This is a genomic window from Pseudacidovorax intermedius, from assembly GCF_003350475.1.
GTDB lineage: Bacteria > Pseudomonadota > Gammaproteobacteria > Burkholderiales > Burkholderiaceae_C > Xenophilus > Xenophilus intermedius.
The window spans coordinates 27552-46996 of sequence record NZ_QQAV01000007.1 but is presented as its reverse complement, the minus strand read 5'-3'; the positions used below and the strand labels follow the sequence as shown (position 1 = coordinate 46996).

The following is a 19445-nucleotide window of genomic DNA, read 5'->3' as shown; positions in this document are numbered from 1 at the left end:
CAGAAGTTGCAGGATATGTGCGCGGCCCTCTGCCTACAGTAGAGCCTTTACGACCATCCCTACGACTCTGGAGCCAACGATGTCCGACCTCTTCGACAACCCCATGGGCCTGTGCGGCTTCGAATTCGTCGAATTCGCCTCGCCCACGCCGAACGTCCTGGAGCCGCTGTTCGAGAAGATGGGCTTCACGCTGGTGGCCAGGCACCGCTCCAAGGACGTGCTGCTCTACCGCCAGGGCGGCATCAACTTCATCGTCAATCGCGAGCCGCGCAGCCCGGCCGCCTACTTCGCCGCCGAGCACGGCCCCTCGGCCTGCGGCCTCGCCTTCCGCGTGAAGGACTCGCACCAGGCCTACAAGCGCGCCCTGGAGCTGGGCGCCCAGCCCGTCGAGATCGCCACCGGTCCCATGGAGCTGCGCCTGCCGGCCATCAAGGGCATCGGCGGCGCGCCGCTGTACCTGATCGACCGCTACGAGGACGGCAAGTCCATCTACGACATCGACTTCGAGTTCCTGCCCGGCGTCGAGCGCCATCCGCAAGGCCACGGCTTCCAGGTGGTGGACCACCTGACGCACAACGTCTACCGCGGCCGCATGACCTACTGGGCGGACTTCTACAGCAAGCTCTTCAACTTCCGCGAGATCCGCTACTTCGACATCAGCGGCGAGTACACCGGCCTCACCTCCAAGGCCATGACCGCGCCCGACGGCCTGGTGCGCATTCCGCTGAACGAGGAATCGCGCCAGGGCGGCGGCCAGATCGAGGAGTTCCTGATGCAGTTCAACGGCGAGGGCATCCAGCACATCGCCCTGCTGACGGACAACCTGCTCGACTCCATCGACCGGCTGCAGATGGCCGGCGTGCCGCTGCTCACGGCGCCCAACGACATCTACTACCAGAACCTGGACAAGCGCCTGCCCGGTCACGGCCAGCCCGTCGGCGAACTGCAGGCCCGCGGCATCCTGCTGGACGGCACCACGGAAGGCGGCCAGCCGCGCCTCCTGCTCCAAATCTTCTCGGAGCCCACGCTGGGCCCGGTCTTCTTCGAATTCATCGAACGCAAGGGCGACTACCGCGAAGGCTTCGGCGAGGGCAACTTCAAGGCCCTGTTCGAGTCGCTGGAGCGCGACCAGATCAACCGCGGCGTGCTGAAGGTGGACGACAAGGCCGCCGAGAAGGAAGCCGCGTGAGCGCAGCGCCCGCTCGGCTCGACGGCGAGGCATTGACCGCGCAGCTCCAGGCGCTGCCGCACTGGCGCCATGCGCCGGATCGCGGCGGCCTGATCGTGCGCGAATTCGTCTTCGCCGATTTCGTGGCCGCCTTCGGCTTCATGGCCCAGGCGGCCCTGCATGCGGAGCGCATGAACCACCATCCCGAGTGGTTCAACGTCTACAACCGCGTGCAGGTCACCCTGACCACCCACGATGCCAACGGCCTGTCGGCCAAGGACATCGAGATGGCCGGCCTGATGGACCGGCTGGCCACTGCCCTGGGCGCACGCGCCCCCGCCTCCTCCACCTAGGAGCCCTCCATGCTGCAGACCTCCAACACCGCGCCGGCCAAGCATGGCCTGGCGGCGGGGACGGGCCACGCCCCGGCCCGACCCGACTGGACCATCGACCAGGACTGGGGACGCTACACCGCCGAGGAGCACGGCGTGTGGCGCACGCTCTTCGAGCGCCAGAGCCGGCTGCTGCCCGGCCGCGCCTGCGACGAATTCATTCGCGGCATGCAGGACCTGCCCATCGGCCCCGAGCAAATTCCCGACTTCGAACAGATGTCCAAGGTGCTGCGCCAGCGCACCGGCTGGGAGGTGGTGGCCGTGCCCGGCCTGGTGCCCGACGACGTGTTCTTCGAGCACCTGGCCAACCGCCGCTTTCCGGCCGGCCAGTTCATCCGCAAGCCGCACGAGCTGGACTACCTGGAAGAGCCCGACGTCTTCCATGACGTGTTCGGCCACGTGCCGATGCTGATGAACCCGGTGATCGCCGACTACATACAGGCCTACGGCGAAGGCGGCCTCAAGGCCAACCGCCTGGGCATGCTGGAGAAGCTGGCCCGGGTGTACTGGTACACGGTGGAGTTCGGCCTGGTGCAGCAGAGCGACGGCCTTCGCATCTATGGCGCGGGCATCGCGTCATCCTTCAGCGAGACGCGCTTCGCGGTCGAGGACGAATCGCCCAACCGCGTCCGCTTCGAGCTTGCGCGGGTGATGCAGACGCACTACCGCATCGACGACTTCCAGGAGACCTACTTCGTGCTGGGTCACCTGGACGAACTGCTGGAGCTGGCCCGCATCGACTTCGCACCGCTCTACCAGCGCCTGGCCGGTGCGCCCGAGCATGAGCCGGGCGACGTGCTGCCCGGCGACGCGGTGCTCACCCGCGGCAGCGGCCACTACCACGCGGCGCGCCGCAACGCGGGCACGGCCTGAAGGAACGCTAATCCATGACGACGCCATTCCCCACCCGGAAGATCGTGCTGATCACTGGTGCTTCCGGCCAGTTGGGCCGCGCCGTCGCGCAGGCCTTCCTCGACCAGGGCGCGCGGCTCATCCTGCTGGACCGTCACCGCGGCGAGCTGCCCGATGGCAAGGACCTGCGCCATGTGACGGCGGACCTTGCCGACCGCGCGCAGGTCGTGCAGCGCATCGGCGAGGCCACCGCGCAGATGGGCGGCCTGCACACGGTCTGCCACATCGCCGGCGGCTTCCGCATGGGCGAGGCGGTGCACGAGACCAGCGCCGCGACCTGGGACCTCCTGATGGACCTCAACGCCCGCTCGCTGCTGCACGTGGCCGCGGCCACCGTGCCGCTGCTGCTCGAGCAGGGCGGCGGCCAGATCGTGACGGTGGGCGCCGGCGCTGCCGCCCGCGGCGGTGCGCAGATGGGTGCCTACAGTGCGTCCAAGAGCGCGCTGATCCGCCTGACCGAATCGATGTCGGCGGAACTGAAAGACCAGGGCATCCGCGTCAATTGCGTGCTGCCCTCGATCATCGACACGCCGGACAACCGGCAGTCGATGCCCGATGCCGACTTCGCACGCTGGGTGGCGCCACAGGCCCTGGCGGAGGTGATCGCCTTCCTGGCCTCCGACGCGGCGCGCGCGATCCACGGCGCGGCGATCCCGGTCAGCGGTCGGGTCTGACGGCCGCCCAGGCGCTCGGCGCGAGCGGCGGCCCGCTCGCTCGCGGCCTGGCATCGGGGTAGTTGCGTCGTCGTTACCCCATTGATCGAGCCGCTACCCCATTCGGCTCAGCTCGGAATGCCCAGCAACTGCTTCACCAGCCCGTACTGCGCATCGAGCATCGAGGTGCCGAGCGAGATCCGGCAGCCGCGGGCCTGCGCCGCCACCAGCAGCGGCGTGAGCGCGGGCGTCATGATGATTTCTGCCACATCGGTGGAAGCGGCGAGCCGACCGACGTCCATGGGCAGCGGATCGCCCTCGTGCATGCCCATCGAGGTGGTGTTGATCACCACGTCGAATCCACGCGGATCGTCCGGCCCCGACGCGGCCGCACAGCCCGGCCAGGCCGCGCCCACCGCCTCGGCCAGCGCCTGCGCGCGCGCCGCCGTGCGGTTGTGGATGAAGAGCGCGCTCGCGCCCGCCTCGGCGACGGCGAAGGCCACCGCACGGCCTGCACCGCCCGCGCCCAGCTGCAGCACGCGGCGGCCGGCCAGGCCGATGCCGCTGGCCGCCAGTCCGTCCACGAAGCCCTGACCGTCGAGGTTGTCGCCCGTGAGGCGGCCTCCGGGATTGCGGCGGACGAAGTTGACCGCGCCGATCAGGCGCGCACGCGGCGTGACCGCATCCAGCAGCGGCATCACCGCGATCTTGTGCGGGATGGTCACGCCGAAGCCCCGCACGTTCTGCAGCAGGCGCAACGTGCCAATGACGGCCGCCAGGTCCTTCGGCTGCACATGCAGCGGCGACACCGCCATGTCCAGCCCCTCGGCCGCGAAGCGCGCGTTGAGCCGGTCCGAGCCGACCACATGCGCGACCGGATCGGCCAGGATGAACAGGATTCCGGTGCGGCCGGTGATGCGCTGCTCGGCGCTCAACGCGCGTCTCCGGCAGCCAGCGCGCGGCCGACCGCCTCGGCCACGGCCGGCGGCGTGAGGCCGTGGCGCTCGAACAGCCAGGGCATCGAGGCGCCCTGCGCGAACCGGTCGCGCACGCCCAGGCGCAGCAGGCGCGCGCCGCCCCCGGCTTCGGCCATCGCCTCGGCGACGGCCGAGCCCAGTCCGCCGATCACCGAATGGTTCTCCAGCGTGACGATCAGCCGGCGCTGGCGGGCCTGTGCACGCACGAAGTCGTCGTCGAAAGGCTTGAGCGTGTGGGCGTTGGCCACGGCCACGCCCAACCCCTGGGCCCGCAGGCGGGCCGCGGCGGCCAGCGCCACCTCGACCATCAGGCCGCTGGCGATCAGCAGCACCTCGCCTTCGGCGGCTTCCAGCGGCTGGATCTCTCCGATGCGCACCGGCATCCAGGGCGTGCCCGCGGGCAAGGCCTGGCTGGCGCGCAGCAGGCGCAGGTAGACGGGCCCCTTGTGGTCGGCCGCCGCTCGCACGGCGGCGGGCACCTGCGCCGGGCCCGCGGGCTCGATCACCGTCATGTTCGGCAGGGCCCGCATCAGCGCCACGTCGTCGATGGCCTGGTGGCTCACGCCGAGGATGGTGGCGAGCCCGGGCAGGAAGCCCACGATCTTCACGTCGGCCTTGGGGTAGGCCACCTGCATGGCCACCTGGTCGTAAGGCCGCCGGGTGGCGAAGACGCAGAAGGTGTGGACCCAGGCCTGCATGCCGCTGCGCGCCAGTCCGCCCGCCACGCCGACCATGTTGGCCTCGGCAATGCCGGCGTTGATGAAGCGCTCGGGCAGCGCATCGCGGAACAGGTCGGTCTCGGTGGAGCTGCTCAGGTCGGCCGACAGCGCCACGATGTGGCCGCGCTCGCGCGCCAGGGCCAGCAGCGTCTCTCCGTAATAGCGTGGCACGGCGGCGGGGCTGGCGGCCGATGCGCCCGCGGCCGGCGCGACGGCATGGGCGCCGCCCTGGGTGAAGTCGTCGACGACGACGGCATCCGCCTGCACCGACGGGAAAAGGGTGGCATCACGCATGGGGGGCCTCCAGTTCGGCCAGGGCCGCATCGGCCAGATCGGCGGGCAGCTTGGCGTTGTGGCTGATCACCCCCTCCAGCGCCCGCACGCCCTTGCCCGGCACGGTGGTGGCGATGAGGATGGTGGGCTGCGCCCGGTTGGCCCGGGCCAGGCCGAAGGCCGCGACCAGGGCATCCAGATCATGGCCGTCGACCTCGATGGCCTGCCAGCCGAAGGCCCGCCACTTGTCGGCGATGGGCGCGAGCTTCAGCACCTGGTCGGTGTGGCCCTCCACCTGCATCCAGTTCAGGTCCAGGATCACGCAGAGGTTGCCCAGCTTCTGCGAGCCCGCGAACATCGCGGCCTCCCACACCTGGCCCTCTTCGAGCTCGCCGTCGCCGAGGATGACGTTGACCCGCCAGTCCTCACCCGACAGCCGCGAGGCCAGGGCCATGCCGGCGGCGGCCGAGACGCCCTGCCCCAGCGAGCCGAAGGTGCCTTCGACCACGGGCCCCAGGCGCTCGGAGACATTGATCTCCAGCGCGGAGCCGTCCACGACGTAGCCGGCCAGATCGGCCTCGGGAATCATCCCGCGCAGCGCCAATGCCGCATGGAAGAGCGCCGAGTTGTGGGCGGTCGAGAGGATGCAGCGGTCACGCCGCGACCAGCGCGGGTCGGCCGGATCGATGGTCGCCTCGTGGAAGTAGAGGCTCGCGAACAGCTCGGCGGCACCCAGGCCCTGCTGCACGTAGCCCTGGCCGTGGCGGCGCACCAACTGCACCACCTGGCGGCGCAGCATGCGGGCCACCTCGCGCAACTCGGAGGTCGGCAGGGCCAGGCGGCCTGCCGCCTGCCAGCGCGGATCGGCACCGGTCGCCACAGGGCGTGGTGCGGCGTCACCGGCGTCAGGGACGCCCTCCGCCAAGACGGAGCCGGCGCTCATGCCGGCACCTCGAAAGGCGTCGGGTCCAGGAAGCGCTGCAGCACATTGCCCGTGATGCGGCTGATGTTGTTGTCGTAGCCGTTGTGGCTGAGCGAAAGCACGTACGAGATCGAGCCCGTCGCAAAGACCGCGCCGCCGTTGGCCGTCTCGAAGAACACCATGTCCGCACGCACCAGCGCGTTCTGCTCGCCATCCAGGCCGTGCACCGTGGTGCGGTATTCCTCCGGCGTGGGCAGCGCGCCCGGCCCGAGGCCGTGCGAAGTGGCCAGCATCACCGCATGCGGCGGGGAGCCCAGGCCGACGTCGAAGCGGTCGATCTCGATGCCTACGGCACCGCCGATGCGCACACCGTAGTCGCCGATGCGCTCGCCGGGCGCGATGCCCTCGACGGCGAAGGCCACCCGCGGGTTGGCCGCCTCGGGCGTCAGCAGGTAGTAGCCGGCATGGTCGTAGACCATGGCCGCGAAGCCCACGCCGATCAGCTTTTGCGGCGCGAAGCCGCTGTGGCGCCACAGCGCCCCCGGCTCGCCAGTGCCGGCCAGGTGCACCTCGCCGGGCTGCGATTCCCAGGTGCGGGTGCCGGCCATGCCGCGGCGCACTTCCACCGCCGCAGGGGCCTGCGGATGGAAGGCGCAGCGCCAGTAGAAGCCGTTGGCGCCCAGGGCCAGGTGGCGGCCGCCCGCGTTCTGGAAGGCCATGATGCCGTTCATCATGGCCTCGCTGTAGTACTCGGGATGGGACAGCGTGGCAAGCGTGCGGTAGCCGGCCAGCGCGCCCGGGCCCTGGCGGTCCAGCTCGACGTCGGTGATGACGTCGTAGTCGATGCCCTTCTCCTCCAGCCAGTCCAGGAAGTGGCTGTCGATGGCCAGGTTGCCGGGCGTGGAGCGGGGCCGCATGTTCAGCACCGGCCGCAGCCAGGAGCTGTAGGCGCGACCACTGCCGTCGATGTGGTGGTCGTAGGTGGACTGACCGACTTCCGGATGCTCCTGCAGGTAGACGTCGTCGCCGGTCAGCATCAGCAGCCGCTCGGTCAGCACCTCGAAGTGCACGGCATGCAGCCGCAGCGCACTGTTGGCATAGGCCATGTAGGTCATGCTGGCCGCCAGCACCGCCAGCGGTGCTCGTGCCGCATCGGCCGCGGGCGTGATGAAGAAGGTGATGAAGGTCTCGGCATCGTCCGCGGCGCGCGCCCCGCCCTCGCCCGGAGGGCGCAGGCGCAGGGCGTAGAAGCCGGACTTCCATGTGCGCGGCACGTCCAGCTCCAGCGTCGCCGGCCATTCGCAGTCGTAGATGTCGTCGCTGTGGAAATGGATGGCGCCGTACTGCTGCGGCGCGGCGCGCCAGTCGTGCACGTCGCCCGTCCAGCGCACGCCGGTCATGGCGCGGCAGGGCAACTGGTGCAGGCGGCCGTGCAGGCGGTTGGCCGAGAGGTCGAGCACGTCGAGCGTCTCGATGCCCTGCGAGAAGTCCCAGCAGGCCACCAGCTGTGGATCGGCCTGGCCGGGCCGCGGCGCCTCGTCGCAGCGGCGCAGTGCGTCGGCCTCCATGATTCCCAGCACGATCCGCGGACCTTCGATCTTGCCGTCGTAGTGGCCGGCGCAGCGGACCTCCGTGCGGGTGCGCAGATGTGCGCCCACCGTCAACCCGCATCGGGCGTCGATCTGCCACGGGCCCGGCGCCGTGCGCCGCGCCTCGTGGCGCTGCTCGGGCAGCACGCCCTCGGCCAGGCGGCACTGCAGCACGTGCATCTCGCCCGTGGCCGGGTCCAGGCTGGCCTGCACCCAGTACCAGCGTCGCTGCTCCAAGGCCACGCCCGTCCCCAGCTCGGCGTTTCCGGCATCGCTGCCCACGCGCAGCGCCACGCCGGCCCGGCTCACCTGCAGCGCATAGCCCCGGCCCGTGTCGTCGCACCAGCGTGCCATCACGGTCTGCGGCGTGTCGGTCAGGCGGGTGGGCCAGATGTAGGCGCCGAAGGTGAAGGCCCCGGCGGGCGCCAGACGCGCATCCTCCGGCACATGCAGGAAGGAGCCGCAGGGCACCTCGCGGTGCGCCACCGCATGCAGGCCGTCGAGCGGCGACGCCATCTCCTGGTACTTGATGCCCGGGCCGGTGGCGTCGGCATCGGCGCAGCGCACGCGCACGAACTTCACGTCGGCCTGTGTCTGCTGCGCGCTGCTGAGGTGGAAGCGGATGCGCTCGCCCGCGCGCACGCTGAGTTGGTCGGGGTAGCCGACGAAGGCGTTGGTCTCGATGGGAAAGGTCATGGTGGAGGAATGCGGTGCGTGCGTGAGGCTCAGTCGATGTCCAGCGGGGTGCCGGCGAGCGCCTGCCAGCGCAGCTTGAAGACATGCCATTCGGCCTCGTCCAGCGACTCGAAGACCACGTCGTGGAAGACCTTCACCTTCTGCCCCCGCTCATCGGGCATCTGCGCCAGCGCCCAGCGGCGGCCGGGCTCGACCGTCAGCAGCAGGTAGCGACCCGGAAAGGCGCCCCAGCGCATGCGGTGCAGCAGCTTGCGCAGCTCTTCGCTGTGGGGGCCTCGGATGTTGCGGCGGAACTCGCTGGCGAGCTCGGTGCGGCTCGGGTCCAGCACATAGCGCGCGGCCTGGGGGTCGCTGGTGTGGTCCATCATGGTCAGGGCGGTGTCTTGCCGGGGGGCGCCGGCTGGTTGCGAAGCGCCAGCAGCTCTGCCGCGCGCTCGGGGTTGTGGTCGATCTCGGTGAGCACCTTCACGAAGTTGCGTCCGCCTTCGACCAGGTCGTCGCGGATGGCCTGGGTGACCACGGCTACGTCGCGCGCCTGCAGGCCCTTGAGGACGTTCATGTGCTGGTGCTCGGCGTCGTAGCTGGGATGGCCGTGCGGGTACAGGAAGTTGAGCATCGGCCCCACCTGCACCCAAATGCGGTCGAGCAACTCGGTGAGCTGCGGCATGCCCGAGCGGCGATAGATGCCGAAGTGGAAGTCGAAGTTGTGCTGAAGCGCGGCGCGGTAGTCGCGCGTCTTCTCCGCCCGCATCAGCAGGCGGTGCGACTCGGTCAACTGCCGGATCGCCGCGTCGTCGAGCAGCGGGATCGCCCGCTCGGCCGCCAGCGGCTCCAGCGCCAGCCGGATGTCGCGCAACTCCAGGTATTCGGCCAGGCTCAGCTGCCGCACGCGGATGAAGTAGCCCTCCTTCATCTCCAGGGCGCGGTCGCGCACCAGCTGGATGAGGGCCTCGCGCACGGGCGTCTCGCTGGTGCCGATCTCCTTGGCCAGCTCGCGGATCTTGAGCCGCTGCCCGGGCTGGAAGACCGCGGACATGAGCTTCTCGCGCAGGCTTTCGTAGATCTGGCTGGCGAGGTTGGTTCGGCCGACGACGTTGAGACCAGGGGTGGACATGTTCATCTCTGTGGGGCTGCGAAGGAAGCCGCCGGGGCGGCGGCGCAGCGAGTATCGGGGCCGCTGCGCACCGCCTGCCCGGCCTTCCGGCTCAGCGGCCCAGCCAGGCGATCCAGCGGTCGCGCAGCATCTGGCGGTTGTTGCCGATCCACTCGTAGTCGGCCACGATCAGCTTGTCGAAGTTCTCGGCCGAGGTGGCCAGCATGGCCCGCCGTTCGGGCGGGAACAGGCTGGCGGTCTTGGCGTTGCCGGTGTCGTAGCTGACGGCATCGACGAACTTCACGTGCTGCTCCGGCGGCAGGCTGTAGAAGAAGTCCAGGTAGGCCATGGCGGCCTTGGGGTGCGGCGCCCCCTTGGGGATGGCCATGTAGCCCACGTCGCGGATGGCGCCGTCCCACGACACGGCCAGCGGCACCTTGGCATTGATCAGCGAGATGAGGCGGCCCGAGTAGCCCATGGTCATGACCACCTCCTTGCTGCGCATGGTCTGCTGGAGCTGATCGCCGCTCTTCCACCAGACGGCGATGCTGGGGCGCAGCTTGTCGAGCTTCTTGTAGGCGCGGTCCAGGTCGAGCGGGAAGAGCTTGTCGGGCGCGACGCCATCGGCCAGCAGGGCGGCCACGGGCACCCACCATTCGCGGTCGCCGGTGTCGGGCAGCCCACGCGGGCCGGGGAACTTGGCGGTGTCCCAGAAGTCGGCCCAGGTCTTGGGGCCCTTGCCGTCCTTGAAGACGTCGGTGTTGTAGCCGATCTGCATGCCGCCCACGGTGCGCATCACGCCGTAGGGCGTGCAGGCGCCCTTGACGCCGTTGGCCGTCACGCTGGGCAGCTTGCTGCAGTCGATGGGCTGCAGCAGGTCCTTCTTCTGCACCAGGTCGGGCGGCGTGGCGGTGACGATGTCGAACTCCATGCCGCCGCTGCGCGACATGGCCTGCACCTTGGCCCACTGGTCGGGCACCTCGATGGCGGCGGGGATCACCTCGACGCCCTTGGCCTTGGAGAACGGCGTGTAGAAGGACTGCACCAGCGCCTTCTCGATCAGACCGCCGGTGGTGGCGATCACCAGCTCCTTCTCGAGGGCCTGGGCCGAGGCGCCAGCGGCACCGAGCAGCGCCGCGCCGCCGAGGACGAGCGCGCGGGCGCCCTTGCGTGGATCGAGCCAATTCATCATCACGAACTCCTTGCGAGTGAAGACCAGGGATAGGGAGAGAAGGCAGAGGGCTCAGCGGCTGCGCCGCCGGGCCTCCATGACGCGCAACAGCGCGGCGGCGACGAGCACCGCGATCGACAGCAGGGTCAGCAGCGTCGCGATGGCGGGAATGACCGGCGTGAGGTTCTGCTCGATGTCCTCGAACATCCGGCGCGGCAGCGTGCGCTGACGCACGCTGGAGACGAAGAAGGACACCACCGGCTCATCGAAGGAAATGATGAACGCGAAGAGCGCACCGCTCAGCAGGCCCGGCACGATCAGCGGCAGCGTCACCAGGAAGAAGGCGCGCAGCCGGCTGGCGCCGCAGCTCATGGCGGCCGACTCCAGGTCGGGGTCCACGCGCGACAGCGCAGCCGAGACGGTGAAGACGACGAAGGGCAGCGCCAGCACGGTGTGCGCCGCGACGAAGCCGGTCATCGTGCCCACCACGCCCAGGCGCTGGTAGAACAGGTAGCAGGCCACCGCCACCGCGATGTGCGGCGCGATCACCGGACCGATGACCATGAGCTGCGTGGCCGGACGCAGGCGGGCGGCGCCGCGCACGATGGCGTACGCCACCATGGTGCCGATCACGACCGAGCAGACCATGGTGAGCGCCGCCACGCGCAGGCTCAGCAGCGTGGCGCGCTGCCATTGCGGATCGGCGAAGAACTCCTCGTACCAGTGCAGCGTGAAGCCGCGCGGCGGGAACTCGAGATAGTCCGCCGGGCTGAAGGACATCGGCACGATGATCAGCGTGGGCAGCATGATGAACAGCACCACCAGCCACACATAGACGCGCAGGGAAAGGCTGCCCAGGTCGAAGCGGGCCTTGTTGCGGGGGGCCGGCAGGGCGCTCGGGGTGTCGGTCATGCGCCGCCTCCCATCAGACGGTTGAAGCTCACGGCCTTGTTGAAGACCATCGTCAGGGTGGCCACGACCACCATCAGCACGCCGATCAGCGCGGCCGCAAAAGGCCAGTCGAGCATCTCGCGCACCTGCTGCGACACCAGCGTGGCGATCATCAGTTCCTGCGGGCTGCCCACCAGCGCGGGCGTGACGAAGAAGCCCAGCGCCGAGAGGAAGACCATCAGGCAGCCGCTCCAGATGCCGGCCCGGCTCATGGGCAGCAGCACCTCGAAGAAGGCGCGCCGACGGTTGGCGCCCAGCATGGCGGCCGCCCGCATGTAGTCGTCAGGAATGTTCTTGAGCGCCGAGTAGATCGGCAGGATCAGGAAGGGCAGCAGCACATGGGCCATGGCCAGCACGACGGCGCCCTCGGTGTAGAGCAGCTTCATGGGCTCGCCCGTCAGGCCCAGCCACTGCAGGGCGTTGTTGACGATGCCGTCACGGCGCAGCAGCACGATCCACGCCGCGGTGCGCACCAGCACGCTGGACCACAGCGGCAGCAGCACACAGGCCGTCAGCAGCAGGGCAACGGCGCCCTTCACGCGCGTCATCATGTAGGCGATGGGAAAGCCCAGCACCAACGCCAGCACGGTGGTGAGCAGGCTGATCCAGCCGGTGCGCACCATCACCCGCAGATAGACGGGGTTGTCGAACACGCGGGCGTAGTTGTCCAGCGTGGGGTGCGGCTCCAGCACGCTGAGCGACAGCAGGCTCAGCAGCGGATACAGGAACACGATCAGCAGCAGCGCAAAGAAAGGCGCGAGCAGCAAGGCCGTCCAGCCACCACTGAGCTGCCGGCCGCCCAGCCAGAGCCGACGCAGCGGCGACGGTGGCGCCAGGGCCGATGCCGCCACGGGAGGGGCGACGGCGCTCATGCCGTGGCCGCCTCTTCGCCATAGACGCGCAGCGCCTCGGGCGACCAGCGCAGGCCGACCTGGTCACCGGCCTGCACGTTCACCCGGCTCGGATCGGACAGGCGGGCACGCAGCTCGGTGCCGTCGTCCAGGTTGGCGATGCACAGCACGGTGGAGCCGCTGTAGATCACGCCGGCCACGCGGGCGCGCAGTGCGGACGGGTCTTCGGGATTCACCAGCGCGATCTGCTCCGGCCGCAGCGCCGCCACGCCCCGGCCGCCCGCAGCGTCCAGGCCCACCAGCGCCTGCGCACCCACCTCGCAGTGGTGCGCGCCGCCGGGCAGCTGCACCGTGGCCGCATCGCCCCGCAACGGCCCCACGCCGACGGGGATGAAGTTGGTCTCGCCGATGAAGCCGGCGACGAAGCGGTTGCGCGGCCGTTCGTACAGCGCCTTGGGCTCGTCCAGCTGCTGGATGCGGCCCTGGTTGAGGATGGCGACGCGGTCGGCCATGGTCAGCGCCTCCCCCTGATCGTGGGTCACGAAGACGACGGTGATGCCCAGCTGCGACTGCAGGCGCTTGATCTCCAGTTGCATCTCCTCGCGCAGGTTCTTGTCGAGGGCGCTGAGTGGCTCGTCCATCAGCAGCACCTTCGGCCGGTAGACGATGGCCCGGGCCAGGGCCACGCGCTGCTGCTGCCCGCCCGACAGTTGGGCCGGCATGCGCGCGCCCAGGCCGGCGAGTCGCACGGTGGCCAGTGCCTGCTCGGCCAGGCGATGGCGCTCGCCTTTGGCCACGCCGCGCATCTTGAGGCCGAAGGCCACGTTGTCCAGCACCGTCAGGTGCGGGAACAGCGTGTACTTCTGGAAGACCATGCCCAGGTTGCGATGGTTGGCCGGCAGGTAGGTCACGTCGCGACCGTCGATGGCGATCTGACCGGCATCGGGCAGCTCGAAGCCGGCGATGCTCATGAGGATGGAGGTCTTGCCGGAGCCGCTGGGGCCCAGCAGCGCCAGGAACTCGCCCGGCCGGACATGCAGCGAGACATCGTCCACGGCGCGGACGGCACCGAAGCGCTTGGCCAGCCGCGTGATCTCGATGGAGGCGCCGCCGACAGGGTCGGCCGCGCCGGCGGGCGTGGGACGGGGGGCGGATGCCATGTGCATCTCTCCTTCAATCATGGAGTCCGGCAACGTCATCGGGACCCGTAGCGCCGGGACACGGCGGCGAAGGCGGCGTCGGTGGCTTCGAGTGCCTGGTCGATGTCGGCCTCGGTGTGCGCGAGCGACAGGAACATGTTGTGCCGGGGATGCAGGTAGACCCCGCGGCGCAGGGCCTCGACGGTGAAGGCCGAGCCCTTCTCGAAGGCCGGATCGTCCTCGAACAGGATCAGCGGCAGCGCGGCCGGGCCGGTCTGGCGCACCGGCATGCCGTGGCTGGCGGCCTGGGCGGCGATGCCGTCGCGCAGACGCTGGCCCATGGCCTGTACATGGCCGACCACGTCCTGCGCATCGGCCACGTCCAGCGTGGCCAGGCTGGCCGCCATGGCCACGCCGCCCGACCAGAAGGAGCCCGTCGCATAGATGCGGGTGGCGGCATCGCGCAGGCTGTCCACGCCGGTGACGGCCGCCAGGGCGTAGCCGTTGGCGATGGACTTGCTCCAGGCGCACAGGTCGGGCCGCACGCCCACCGTTTCCCAGCTGCCACCAGCATGCACGCGCATGCCCGCACGCACCTCGTCCACGATCAGGGCTGCCCCGGCCTTGTCGCACAGCTGGCGGGCGTGGCGGGCGAACGCGGCGGTGGGCAGCTCCTGGTCGACACCCAGGTCGTGCTTGAAGGCCGCGCACACGATGGCGGCCAGGTCGTCGCCGGCCTTGGCCACGGCGGCGTCCAGGCTCGCCGTGTCGTTGTAGGTGTAGTAGATGAGATGCGCCCGGTCCTCGGCGGTGATGCCCACCGGTACCGGCGTGCACCACGGGTCGGCGCCGTGATAGGCCTTGGTGGCCACCAGCACCTTGCGCTTGCCGGTGGCGGCACGGGCCACCATCAGGCAGATGGTGGTGGCATCGGTGCCGTTCTTCTGGAACAGCGCCCAGTCCGCATGGGCGGTGCGGGCCACGAAGCGCTCGGCCAACTCGACGAAGCGCTCGGTCGGGCCGTTGAGGCAATCGCCCAGCGCCTGCTGGCGGCGGGCCGCCTCGTCCACCTGCGGATGGGCATGGCCCAGCAGGTTGGGGCCCCAGCTGCACATGAAGTCGATGTACTCGCGGCCATCGACGTCCCACACGCGGCAGCCCTGCCCGCGGGCGAAGTACTGCGGATAGCCCGCGGGCAGCTGGGCCGCGTTCAGATGCCCGGTCATGCCGCCCGGCACCACCTTGAGGGCGCGCTGGCGCAGAAGGTGGTCCCGCTCGCCGGCACCGGCGCTGGAAGTTTCGGAAGACATGGGAAGAAGCCTTGGTGGTCGTCGATTTCGGCCGTAGGATATATCATGTTTTATGTAACGCAATAGCCCTTGGATGCCGCGGGCGCTTTTTTTCCAACGCAAGGAGACTTGAATGGCCCTTCTCTTCGGCGCCCTCGCCGATGACCTGACCGGCGGCATGGAACTCGCCGCCATGCTCGTGGCCCAGGGGGTGCGCTGCGGCTTCGTGACGCATCCCTCGGCGCTGGACGCCCTGCCCCGCGACATCGAGGCCGCCGTCATCGCCGGCAAGACCCGCGTGGTGCCGGCGCACGAGGCCGTGCAGGCCTTTGCCGAGGGCGCCCGGGCGCTGCAGGCGCGGGGCGTGCGCCAGCTCTTCTTCAAGTACTGCGCCACCTTCGACTCGACGGACGCCGGCAACATCGGCCCCTGCGCCGACGTGCTGCGCGAGATGACGGGCGCCCGCTTCACGGCCTTCTGCCCTTCTTTTCCGGAGGCGGGGCGCCGCGTCTTCCAGGGGCATCTGTTCGCGGACGACATGCTGATCTCCGAGTCGCCCAAGCGATTCGATCCGCTGACGCCCATGCTCGACCCCAACCTCGTGCGCACGCTGCAGCGCCAGACGGCGACCCGAGTGGGGCTGCTGCCCCAGCAGGTGGTGCATGCCGGCGTGCAGGCCATGCGCACGCACGTCGCCCAGCTCCAGGCGGCGGGCGTGGGCTTTGCCATTGCCGATGCGGCCGAACCGGACGATCTCGCGGCGCTTGCGGCCCTCACCTGGGATTGGCCGCTCATGACCGGCAATTCCTCCATCGGCGCCTACTACCCGGCGCACTGGCGGCGCAACGGCTGGCTGGCGCAAGCGCCGGCCGACCAGGCGCTGCCACCCGTGGCAGGCCCCGCCGTCGTGCTGGCCGGCAGCTGCGCCGGCCGCTCCATCGAGCAGTTGCGCGCCTTCGCCCTGCACCGGCCGGTGCTCTGGCTCGACATGGTCCGCGCGCTCGAAGGCGCCGACGTGGTGGGCGAGGCCCTTGCCTGGGCGCTGCCCCTGCTCGAGGCGGGGCCGGTCGCCATCGCCACGTCCGCCGATGCCGCCGAGGTCGAGCGCGTACAGGCCCGCGCCGGCAAGCTGGGCGCCGCCGCCCTGGCCGAGGAGGTGCTGGGACGCCTGGCCCTGCGCCTGCGCGACGCAGGCGTGCGGCGATTCGTCATTTCCGGCGGAGAGACCTCCGGCGCGGTGCTCCGCCACCTGGATGTGAACCGCCTGGTCGTGGGCGCCTATGAAGGCCCGGGCGTGGCCCGCGCCGTGACCGACGACGCGCGCGAAGCCCGCCTCGCGCTGTGCCTCAAGTCCGGCAAGCTCGGCCCCGCCGACATGCTGCTGCCCATGCTCCAGAGCATGGCCCACGGCGGGTAGCGGAAGTCTCCGCCCCCTGCTGCAACCTCACCTCTCATCAGAAAGCCGACCGATGACGACTTCCACCCCTGCCCCGATTTCCGAGGACACCCTTCGCCAGGCGCTGGCCGACAGCTACCGCCGGCTGGCCGACCTGGGCCTCAACACAGGCAGCGCCGGCAACATCAGCTGCCGCTTCGATGGCGGTGCGCTGATCAGCCCCGCAGGCGCCGACGCCCACAACATCGACGCTCAGGCCATCGTGTCGATCACCATGGACGGCGAGAACCGCTCGCCGGGGATCCCGTCGAGCGAATGGTCCATGCACACGGCCATCTACCGGCACTTTCCGCAAGCGATGGCGGTGGTCCACACCCACTCGGATGCCTGCGTGGCCGTGTCGGCCCAGCGCCGCCCCATTCCGGCCTTCCACTACATGCTGGCGGGCTTCGGTGGCGACGAGGTGCCCTGCGCCGCCTATGCGACTTTCGGCACGGATGCGCTGGCGGCGTCGGCCGTCGAGGCACTGGCCGGGCACACGGCCTGCCTCTTGGCCAACCACGGCATGATCTGCCACGCCCTCTCCCTCGAGAAGGCCGTTGCCAATGCGGCCAAGCTGGAGACGCTGGCGCGGCAGTATTGGATGAGCGCCCAGCTGGGCACACCGGTGGTGCTGGATGCTGCGGAGATGGCGACGGTGCGCGACCGCTACCGCAGCTACGGCAAGGCCCGGCTCAGCCGCACGCCGGGCACCGTCTGAAGCCTGGCGCTACATAGCGCTGCTGACAGCGATCAGGGCAGTCGCACCGTGCCCTGGATGACCACGCCCGGCTCGCGCTGCACCGGGTAGACGGGGACCGGCACGGGCACATAGGCCGGCGCCGGCACGGGCGCGTACCCGACCGGCCCGCCGTCCTTGCATTTGCGCTTCTCGTCGAAGTCGCCGTTCTTCTTCCACTTGCGCTCGATCTTGCAGGGGCCGTCCCAGTAGGTCTCTTTGTGGCCGGGGCCGTGGCCCTTGCCGTGGCCGCGGCCGTGCGGTGGATCGGCCAGCGCGAGCGTGGGGGCGATGAGCAGGCTGCCGACGAGGCAGGCGAGGAGGCGATGTGTCGTCATGGTGCGCGGCGATGGTGACTCTTGCGGCGGCAGCATAGAGGCGACGTCCGGCGGCCGGGTCGGCCAAGTTCAACGGCCGGCATCGGACAAGATCACCAAAAGGCCCCGTGTATCAGAGCGATCAGCCGAGAAGCACGACGCATCGCCGGCGGGGCGTCCCGCCGTCGCGCGTTTGTCAGACGCCGTCCGGCAACACGTTCCACGCGACGGACAGCCGCATCGATCCACCCCGCTCCAGCAGCCGCAGGCCCTCCTGGCCCGGCAGGTGGAAGGCGTCGATCGGGTGTGTGATCGGCTCCAGGCAGAAGGCCTCCCCGTGCGGCGGCCGGTAGACCAGGCAGTGGCCGTCACCCTGCACTGCCGGCTCGATCTGCCGAAGCTGCACCTGCAGACCCCACGAGGGCCAGCGCACCGTGGCCACGCCGTCCCAGCCGTGGAAGGCGTTGTCGATGAAGCTGCCATGGGCGGGCATGCCGGCCGGCAGGTTCCAGTCGGGCGGCAGCACGGCGCTGCGCCCGGTGGGAATGGGATCGGCGCCGCTCAGCCATACCCCCTTTACCGCGGCGTGGATGCGGGTGTCGGCCGCGCGCATGAACCACGGATGCAGACCCAGGCCGTAGGGCAGCGGCTCGGCGCCTTCGTGACGCACCTCGACCCACTGGTCGAGCCCGCCCTCGCGCAAGCGCAGCCCCTGGCGCGCGCTGAAGCGATAGGGGCTGCCACCGAAGCCGCCGGAGTGCAGCGTCATCTCGATCTCGCCGGGCCCCGTCTGCCGCAGCTGCCAGGGCTGCAGCCAGCCGTCGCCATGGATCGGATAGGGCTCGCCCTCGCGGTTGGGATGCATGGCATGAAAACGCCCCGCCACCTCGAAGCCGCCCTGCGCGATGCGGTTGGACCACGGCACCATCGCGAAGGAGGCCTGGCGGTAGAGGTCGTCGCTGCCGTCCCACGGCCGCCAGAGGTCCAGCGGCGCGCCCTGCGGCGGCAGCCACTGCCAGGCGGCCACTGCGCCACCGCGGGTGGGAACGACCGCCAGTCGCTGGCCGGCATGCTGCAGCCAGTGGCGGCCTTCGGCGTCGGGCATGAGCTGCCCCGGGCCGGCGCCGTGGATCGAATCGGCAGTTGCAGCCGAGGAACCGGCGATCGCGGAGATGTTCATGCGGGAGCTCCAAAGGCATGGGCCGGCAGGCCGGCCACGTTCATGGAGACGGCGAAGAGCCCACCCGCCAGAGGCTCGGCATGCAGTGCCACCTCGTCCAGGCCCACGCGCGCGGTCGTGATGTAGAGCGTGCGCAGGTCCTCGCCGCCGAAGGCGCAGTGCGTGACCTGGCTGGCGGGCACGGCGATGCGGTCCAGTTCCTCGCCCGTGTCGGGGTCGTGGGCGCTGACGCAGCCGCCGCCCCAGTGCGCGATCCACAGGCGCCCCTGCGCATCGACCGTCATGCCGTCGGGATGGCCATCGCCAGCGCCGAAGCTCAACCAGGGGCGAAGCGGCACACGCGGGCCGCTGACGGGGTCCACCTCGCAGGCCAGCACATGCCGGCCCACCGTGTCGTTCACATACATGCGCCGCCCGTCCAGCGACCAGGCCGGACCGTTGGTCACGCGCAAGCCCAGCAGCAGACGGTCGCAGCGGCCCGCCTCGTCGTAGCAGTACAGGTGGCCAGTGGGCTCGCGCGCGTCGAAATCCATGCTGCCGGCCCAGAAGCGCCCATGCCGGTCGCAGCGGCCGTCGTTGAAGCGGTTGCCGGCCGGCTCGCCCGCGGGCTGATGCAGATAGACCGGCTGCGTGCCCGGCGCCTCGGGATCGAAGTGCGCCATGCCCCGGCGCAGCGCCAGCATCAGGCCGGTGCCGTCGCGCCGCTCGGCCACGGCCGAGACCTCTTCGTCGAACTGCCAGCACAGGGCCTCGCCATCGGACGGGCGCCAGCTGAAGAGCCGATGCGACAGGATGTCGACCCACCACAGCGCCTGCCGGCGCGGCGACCACAGCGCGCCCTCGCCCAATTGGGCGCGGGCATCGAGCACGCACCGCGCCGGGCCGGCATGCAGCGCCGGCCCGCGGGCGGCGGGCAACAGGGAGGAGGAAGTCATGCGCAGGGCCTTGCCATGGTTGTCTCGTGTTTGTCTCGTCTTGA

General features: G+C 70.3%; 20 protein-coding genes. 6 read left to right on the top strand and 14 right to left on the bottom strand.

Annotated elements, in window-relative coordinates; all coding sequences use genetic code 11:
* The first annotated feature begins 79 nt into the window (after positions 1 to 79).
* From hppD to DFR41_RS17280, 4 genes are read left to right on the top strand one after another with little or no spacing between them, the layout of a single operon-like run.
* Positions 80 to 1189 carry a 4-hydroxyphenylpyruvate dioxygenase gene (hppD, locus tag DFR41_RS17295; protein ID WP_114803645.1) on the top strand — a complete coding sequence of 370 codons (1110 nt, stop codon included), beginning with the start codon at positions 80 to 82 and terminating at the stop codon, positions 1187 to 1189.
* Complete coding sequence (locus DFR41_RS17290) at positions 1186 to 1521, top strand: 4a-hydroxytetrahydrobiopterin dehydratase (RefSeq protein ID WP_017757976.1); 336 nt, start codon at positions 1186 to 1188, stop codon at positions 1519 to 1521. Before hppD ends, DFR41_RS17290 begins: the two co-directional genes overlap by 4 nt.
* 9 nt (positions 1522 to 1530) lie before the next feature.
* The gene (gene phhA, locus DFR41_RS17285; RefSeq protein ID WP_114803644.1) at positions 1531 to 2433 is read left to right on the top strand and encodes a phenylalanine 4-monooxygenase; all 903 of its coding nucleotides are present in this window, start codon (positions 1531 to 1533) and stop codon (positions 2431 to 2433) included.
* 14 nt (positions 2434 to 2447) lie between these two features.
* The gene (locus DFR41_RS17280; protein ID WP_017757974.1) at positions 2448 to 3146 is read left to right on the top strand and encodes an SDR family oxidoreductase; all 699 of its coding nucleotides are present in this window, start codon (positions 2448 to 2450) and stop codon (positions 3144 to 3146) included.
* 107 nt (positions 3147 to 3253) lie between these two features.
* Here DFR41_RS17280 and DFR41_RS17275 read toward each other — a convergent pair whose 3' ends face one another.
* From DFR41_RS17275 to DFR41_RS17225, 11 genes are all read right to left on the bottom strand, one after another.
* On the bottom strand, positions 3254 to 4060 hold the full coding sequence (locus tag DFR41_RS17275; protein WP_211322617.1) for a shikimate dehydrogenase family protein: 807 nt from the start codon (positions 4058 to 4060) through the stop codon (positions 3254 to 3256).
* The gene (locus tag DFR41_RS17270) at positions 4057 to 5115 is read right to left on the bottom strand and encodes a transketolase family protein (protein ID WP_170159406.1); all 1059 of its coding nucleotides are present in this window, start codon (positions 5113 to 5115) and stop codon (positions 4057 to 4059) included. Before DFR41_RS17270 ends, DFR41_RS17275 begins: the two co-directional genes overlap by 4 nt.
* On the bottom strand, positions 5108 to 6037 hold the full coding sequence (locus tag DFR41_RS17265) for a transketolase (RefSeq protein WP_081682040.1): 930 nt from the start codon (positions 6035 to 6037) through the stop codon (positions 5108 to 5110). The genes DFR41_RS17270 and DFR41_RS17265 overlap by 8 nt, the downstream gene beginning before the upstream one ends.
* Positions 6034 to 8301: a N,N-dimethylformamidase beta subunit family domain-containing protein gene (locus DFR41_RS17260; protein WP_114803642.1), complete on the bottom strand. Its 2268-nt coding sequence runs from the start codon at positions 8299 to 8301 to the stop codon at positions 6034 to 6036. The genes DFR41_RS17265 and DFR41_RS17260 overlap by 4 nt, the downstream gene beginning before the upstream one ends.
* 29 nt (positions 8302 to 8330) lie before the next feature.
* Complete coding sequence (locus tag DFR41_RS17255; RefSeq protein WP_017757784.1) at positions 8331 to 8669, bottom strand: N,N-dimethylformamidase alpha subunit family protein; 339 nt, start codon at positions 8667 to 8669, stop codon at positions 8331 to 8333.
* A 2-nt stretch (positions 8670 to 8671) separates the two neighbouring features.
* A complete protein-coding gene (locus DFR41_RS17250; RefSeq protein WP_043116347.1) occupies positions 8672 to 9415 on the bottom strand; it encodes a GntR family transcriptional regulator in 744 nt (247 codons plus the stop codon).
* 91 nt (positions 9416 to 9506) lie between these two features.
* The gene (locus DFR41_RS17245) at positions 9507 to 10586 is read right to left on the bottom strand and encodes an ABC transporter substrate-binding protein (RefSeq protein ID WP_211322616.1); all 1080 of its coding nucleotides are present in this window, start codon (positions 10584 to 10586) and stop codon (positions 9507 to 9509) included.
* Positions 10587 to 10637: 51 nt separating this feature from the next.
* The gene (locus DFR41_RS17240) at positions 10638 to 11477 is read right to left on the bottom strand and encodes an ABC transporter permease (protein WP_017757787.1); all 840 of its coding nucleotides are present in this window, start codon (positions 11475 to 11477) and stop codon (positions 10638 to 10640) included.
* The gene (locus tag DFR41_RS17235) at positions 11474 to 12388 is read right to left on the bottom strand and encodes an ABC transporter permease (RefSeq protein ID WP_017757788.1); all 915 of its coding nucleotides are present in this window, start codon (positions 12386 to 12388) and stop codon (positions 11474 to 11476) included. Before DFR41_RS17235 ends, DFR41_RS17240 begins: the two co-directional genes overlap by 4 nt.
* Positions 12385 to 13527, bottom strand: coding sequence for an ABC transporter ATP-binding protein (locus DFR41_RS17230; protein WP_114803641.1), 1143 nt, complete (start codon positions 13525 to 13527; stop codon positions 12385 to 12387). The genes DFR41_RS17235 and DFR41_RS17230 overlap by 4 nt, the downstream gene beginning before the upstream one ends.
* 35 nt (positions 13528 to 13562) lie before the next feature.
* The gene (locus DFR41_RS17225) at positions 13563 to 14816 is read right to left on the bottom strand and encodes an aminotransferase class III-fold pyridoxal phosphate-dependent enzyme (RefSeq protein ID WP_114803640.1); all 1254 of its coding nucleotides are present in this window, start codon (positions 14814 to 14816) and stop codon (positions 13563 to 13565) included.
* A 112-nt stretch (positions 14817 to 14928) separates the two neighbouring features.
* On the opposite strand from DFR41_RS17225, the gene otnK reads away from it, so the two are divergent.
* Together otnK and DFR41_RS17215 are read left to right on the top strand one after the other, a co-directional pair.
* Positions 14929 to 16212 carry a 3-oxo-tetronate kinase gene (gene otnK / locus DFR41_RS17220; protein WP_114803639.1) on the top strand — a complete coding sequence of 428 codons (1284 nt, stop codon included), beginning with the start codon at positions 14929 to 14931 and terminating at the stop codon, positions 16210 to 16212.
* A 52-nt stretch (positions 16213 to 16264) separates the two neighbouring features.
* The gene (locus DFR41_RS17215; RefSeq protein ID WP_017758257.1) at positions 16265 to 16951 is read left to right on the top strand and encodes a class II aldolase/adducin family protein; all 687 of its coding nucleotides are present in this window, start codon (positions 16265 to 16267) and stop codon (positions 16949 to 16951) included.
* 32 nt (positions 16952 to 16983) lie between these two features.
* Here DFR41_RS17215 and DFR41_RS17210 read toward each other — a convergent pair whose 3' ends face one another.
* From DFR41_RS17210 to DFR41_RS17200, 3 genes are all read right to left on the bottom strand, one after another.
* Positions 16984 to 17307, bottom strand: coding sequence for a hypothetical protein (locus DFR41_RS17210; protein ID WP_244917787.1), 324 nt, complete (start codon positions 17305 to 17307; stop codon positions 16984 to 16986).
* Between the two features lie 175 nt (positions 17308 to 17482).
* Positions 17483 to 18466: an aldose 1-epimerase gene (locus DFR41_RS17205; protein WP_244917786.1), complete on the bottom strand. Its 984-nt coding sequence runs from the start codon at positions 18464 to 18466 to the stop codon at positions 17483 to 17485.
* Positions 18463 to 19401, bottom strand: coding sequence for an SMP-30/gluconolactonase/LRE family protein (locus DFR41_RS17200; RefSeq protein WP_114803638.1), 939 nt, complete (start codon positions 19399 to 19401; stop codon positions 18463 to 18465). The genes DFR41_RS17205 and DFR41_RS17200 overlap by 4 nt, the downstream gene beginning before the upstream one ends.
* Positions 19402 to 19445: the final 44 nt, after the last annotated feature.

Bases quoted from the DNA above. Each gene is read 5' to 3' on its own strand.
- hppD (WP_114803645.1), top strand. From the start codon at position 80: ATGTCCGACCTCTTCGACAACCCCATGGGCCTGTGCGGCTTCGAATTC.
- phhA (WP_114803644.1), top strand. From the start codon at position 1,531: ATGCTGCAGACCTCCAACACCGCGCCGGCCAAGCATGGCCTGGCGGCG.
- DFR41_RS17280 (WP_017757974.1), top strand. From the start codon at position 2,448: ATGACGACGCCATTCCCCACCCGGAAGATCGTGCTGATCACTGGTGCT.
- DFR41_RS17270 (WP_170159406.1), bottom strand. From the start codon at position 5,115: ATGCGTGATGCCACCCTTTTCCCGTCGGTGCAGGCGGATGCCGTCGTC.
- DFR41_RS17265 (WP_081682040.1), bottom strand. From the start codon at position 6,037: ATGAGCGCCGGCTCCGTCTTGGCGGAGGGCGTCCCTGACGCCGGTGAC.
- DFR41_RS17260 (WP_114803642.1), bottom strand. From the start codon at position 8,301: ATGACCTTTCCCATCGAGACCAACGCCTTCGTCGGCTACCCCGACCAA.
- DFR41_RS17255 (WP_017757784.1), bottom strand. From the start codon at position 8,669: ATGATGGACCACACCAGCGACCCCCAGGCCGCGCGCTATGTGCTGGAC.
- DFR41_RS17250 (WP_043116347.1), bottom strand. From the start codon at position 9,415: ATGTCCACCCCTGGTCTCAACGTCGTCGGCCGAACCAACCTCGCCAGC.
- DFR41_RS17245 (WP_211322616.1), bottom strand. From the start codon at position 10,586: ATGATGAATTGGCTCGATCCACGCAAGGGCGCCCGCGCGCTCGTCCTC.
- DFR41_RS17240 (WP_017757787.1), bottom strand. From the start codon at position 11,477: ATGACCGACACCCCGAGCGCCCTGCCGGCCCCCCGCAACAAGGCCCGC.
- DFR41_RS17235 (WP_017757788.1), bottom strand. From the start codon at position 12,388: ATGAGCGCCGTCGCCCCTCCCGTGGCGGCATCGGCCCTGGCGCCACCG.
- DFR41_RS17230 (WP_114803641.1), bottom strand. From the start codon at position 13,527: ATGGCATCCGCCCCCCGTCCCACGCCCGCCGGCGCGGCCGACCCTGTC.
- DFR41_RS17225 (WP_114803640.1), bottom strand. From the start codon at position 14,816: ATGTCTTCCGAAACTTCCAGCGCCGGTGCCGGCGAGCGGGACCACCTT.
- otnK (WP_114803639.1), top strand. From the start codon at position 14,929: ATGGCCCTTCTCTTCGGCGCCCTCGCCGATGACCTGACCGGCGGCATG.
- DFR41_RS17215 (WP_017758257.1), top strand. From the start codon at position 16,265: ATGACGACTTCCACCCCTGCCCCGATTTCCGAGGACACCCTTCGCCAG.
- DFR41_RS17210 (WP_244917787.1), bottom strand. From the start codon at position 17,307: ATGACGACACATCGCCTCCTCGCCTGCCTCGTCGGCAGCCTGCTCATC.
- DFR41_RS17205 (WP_244917786.1), bottom strand. From the start codon at position 18,466: ATGAACATCTCCGCGATCGCCGGTTCCTCGGCTGCAACTGCCGATTCG.
- DFR41_RS17200 (WP_114803638.1), bottom strand. From the start codon at position 19,401: ATGACTTCCTCCTCCCTGTTGCCCGCCGCCCGCGGGCCGGCGCTGCAT.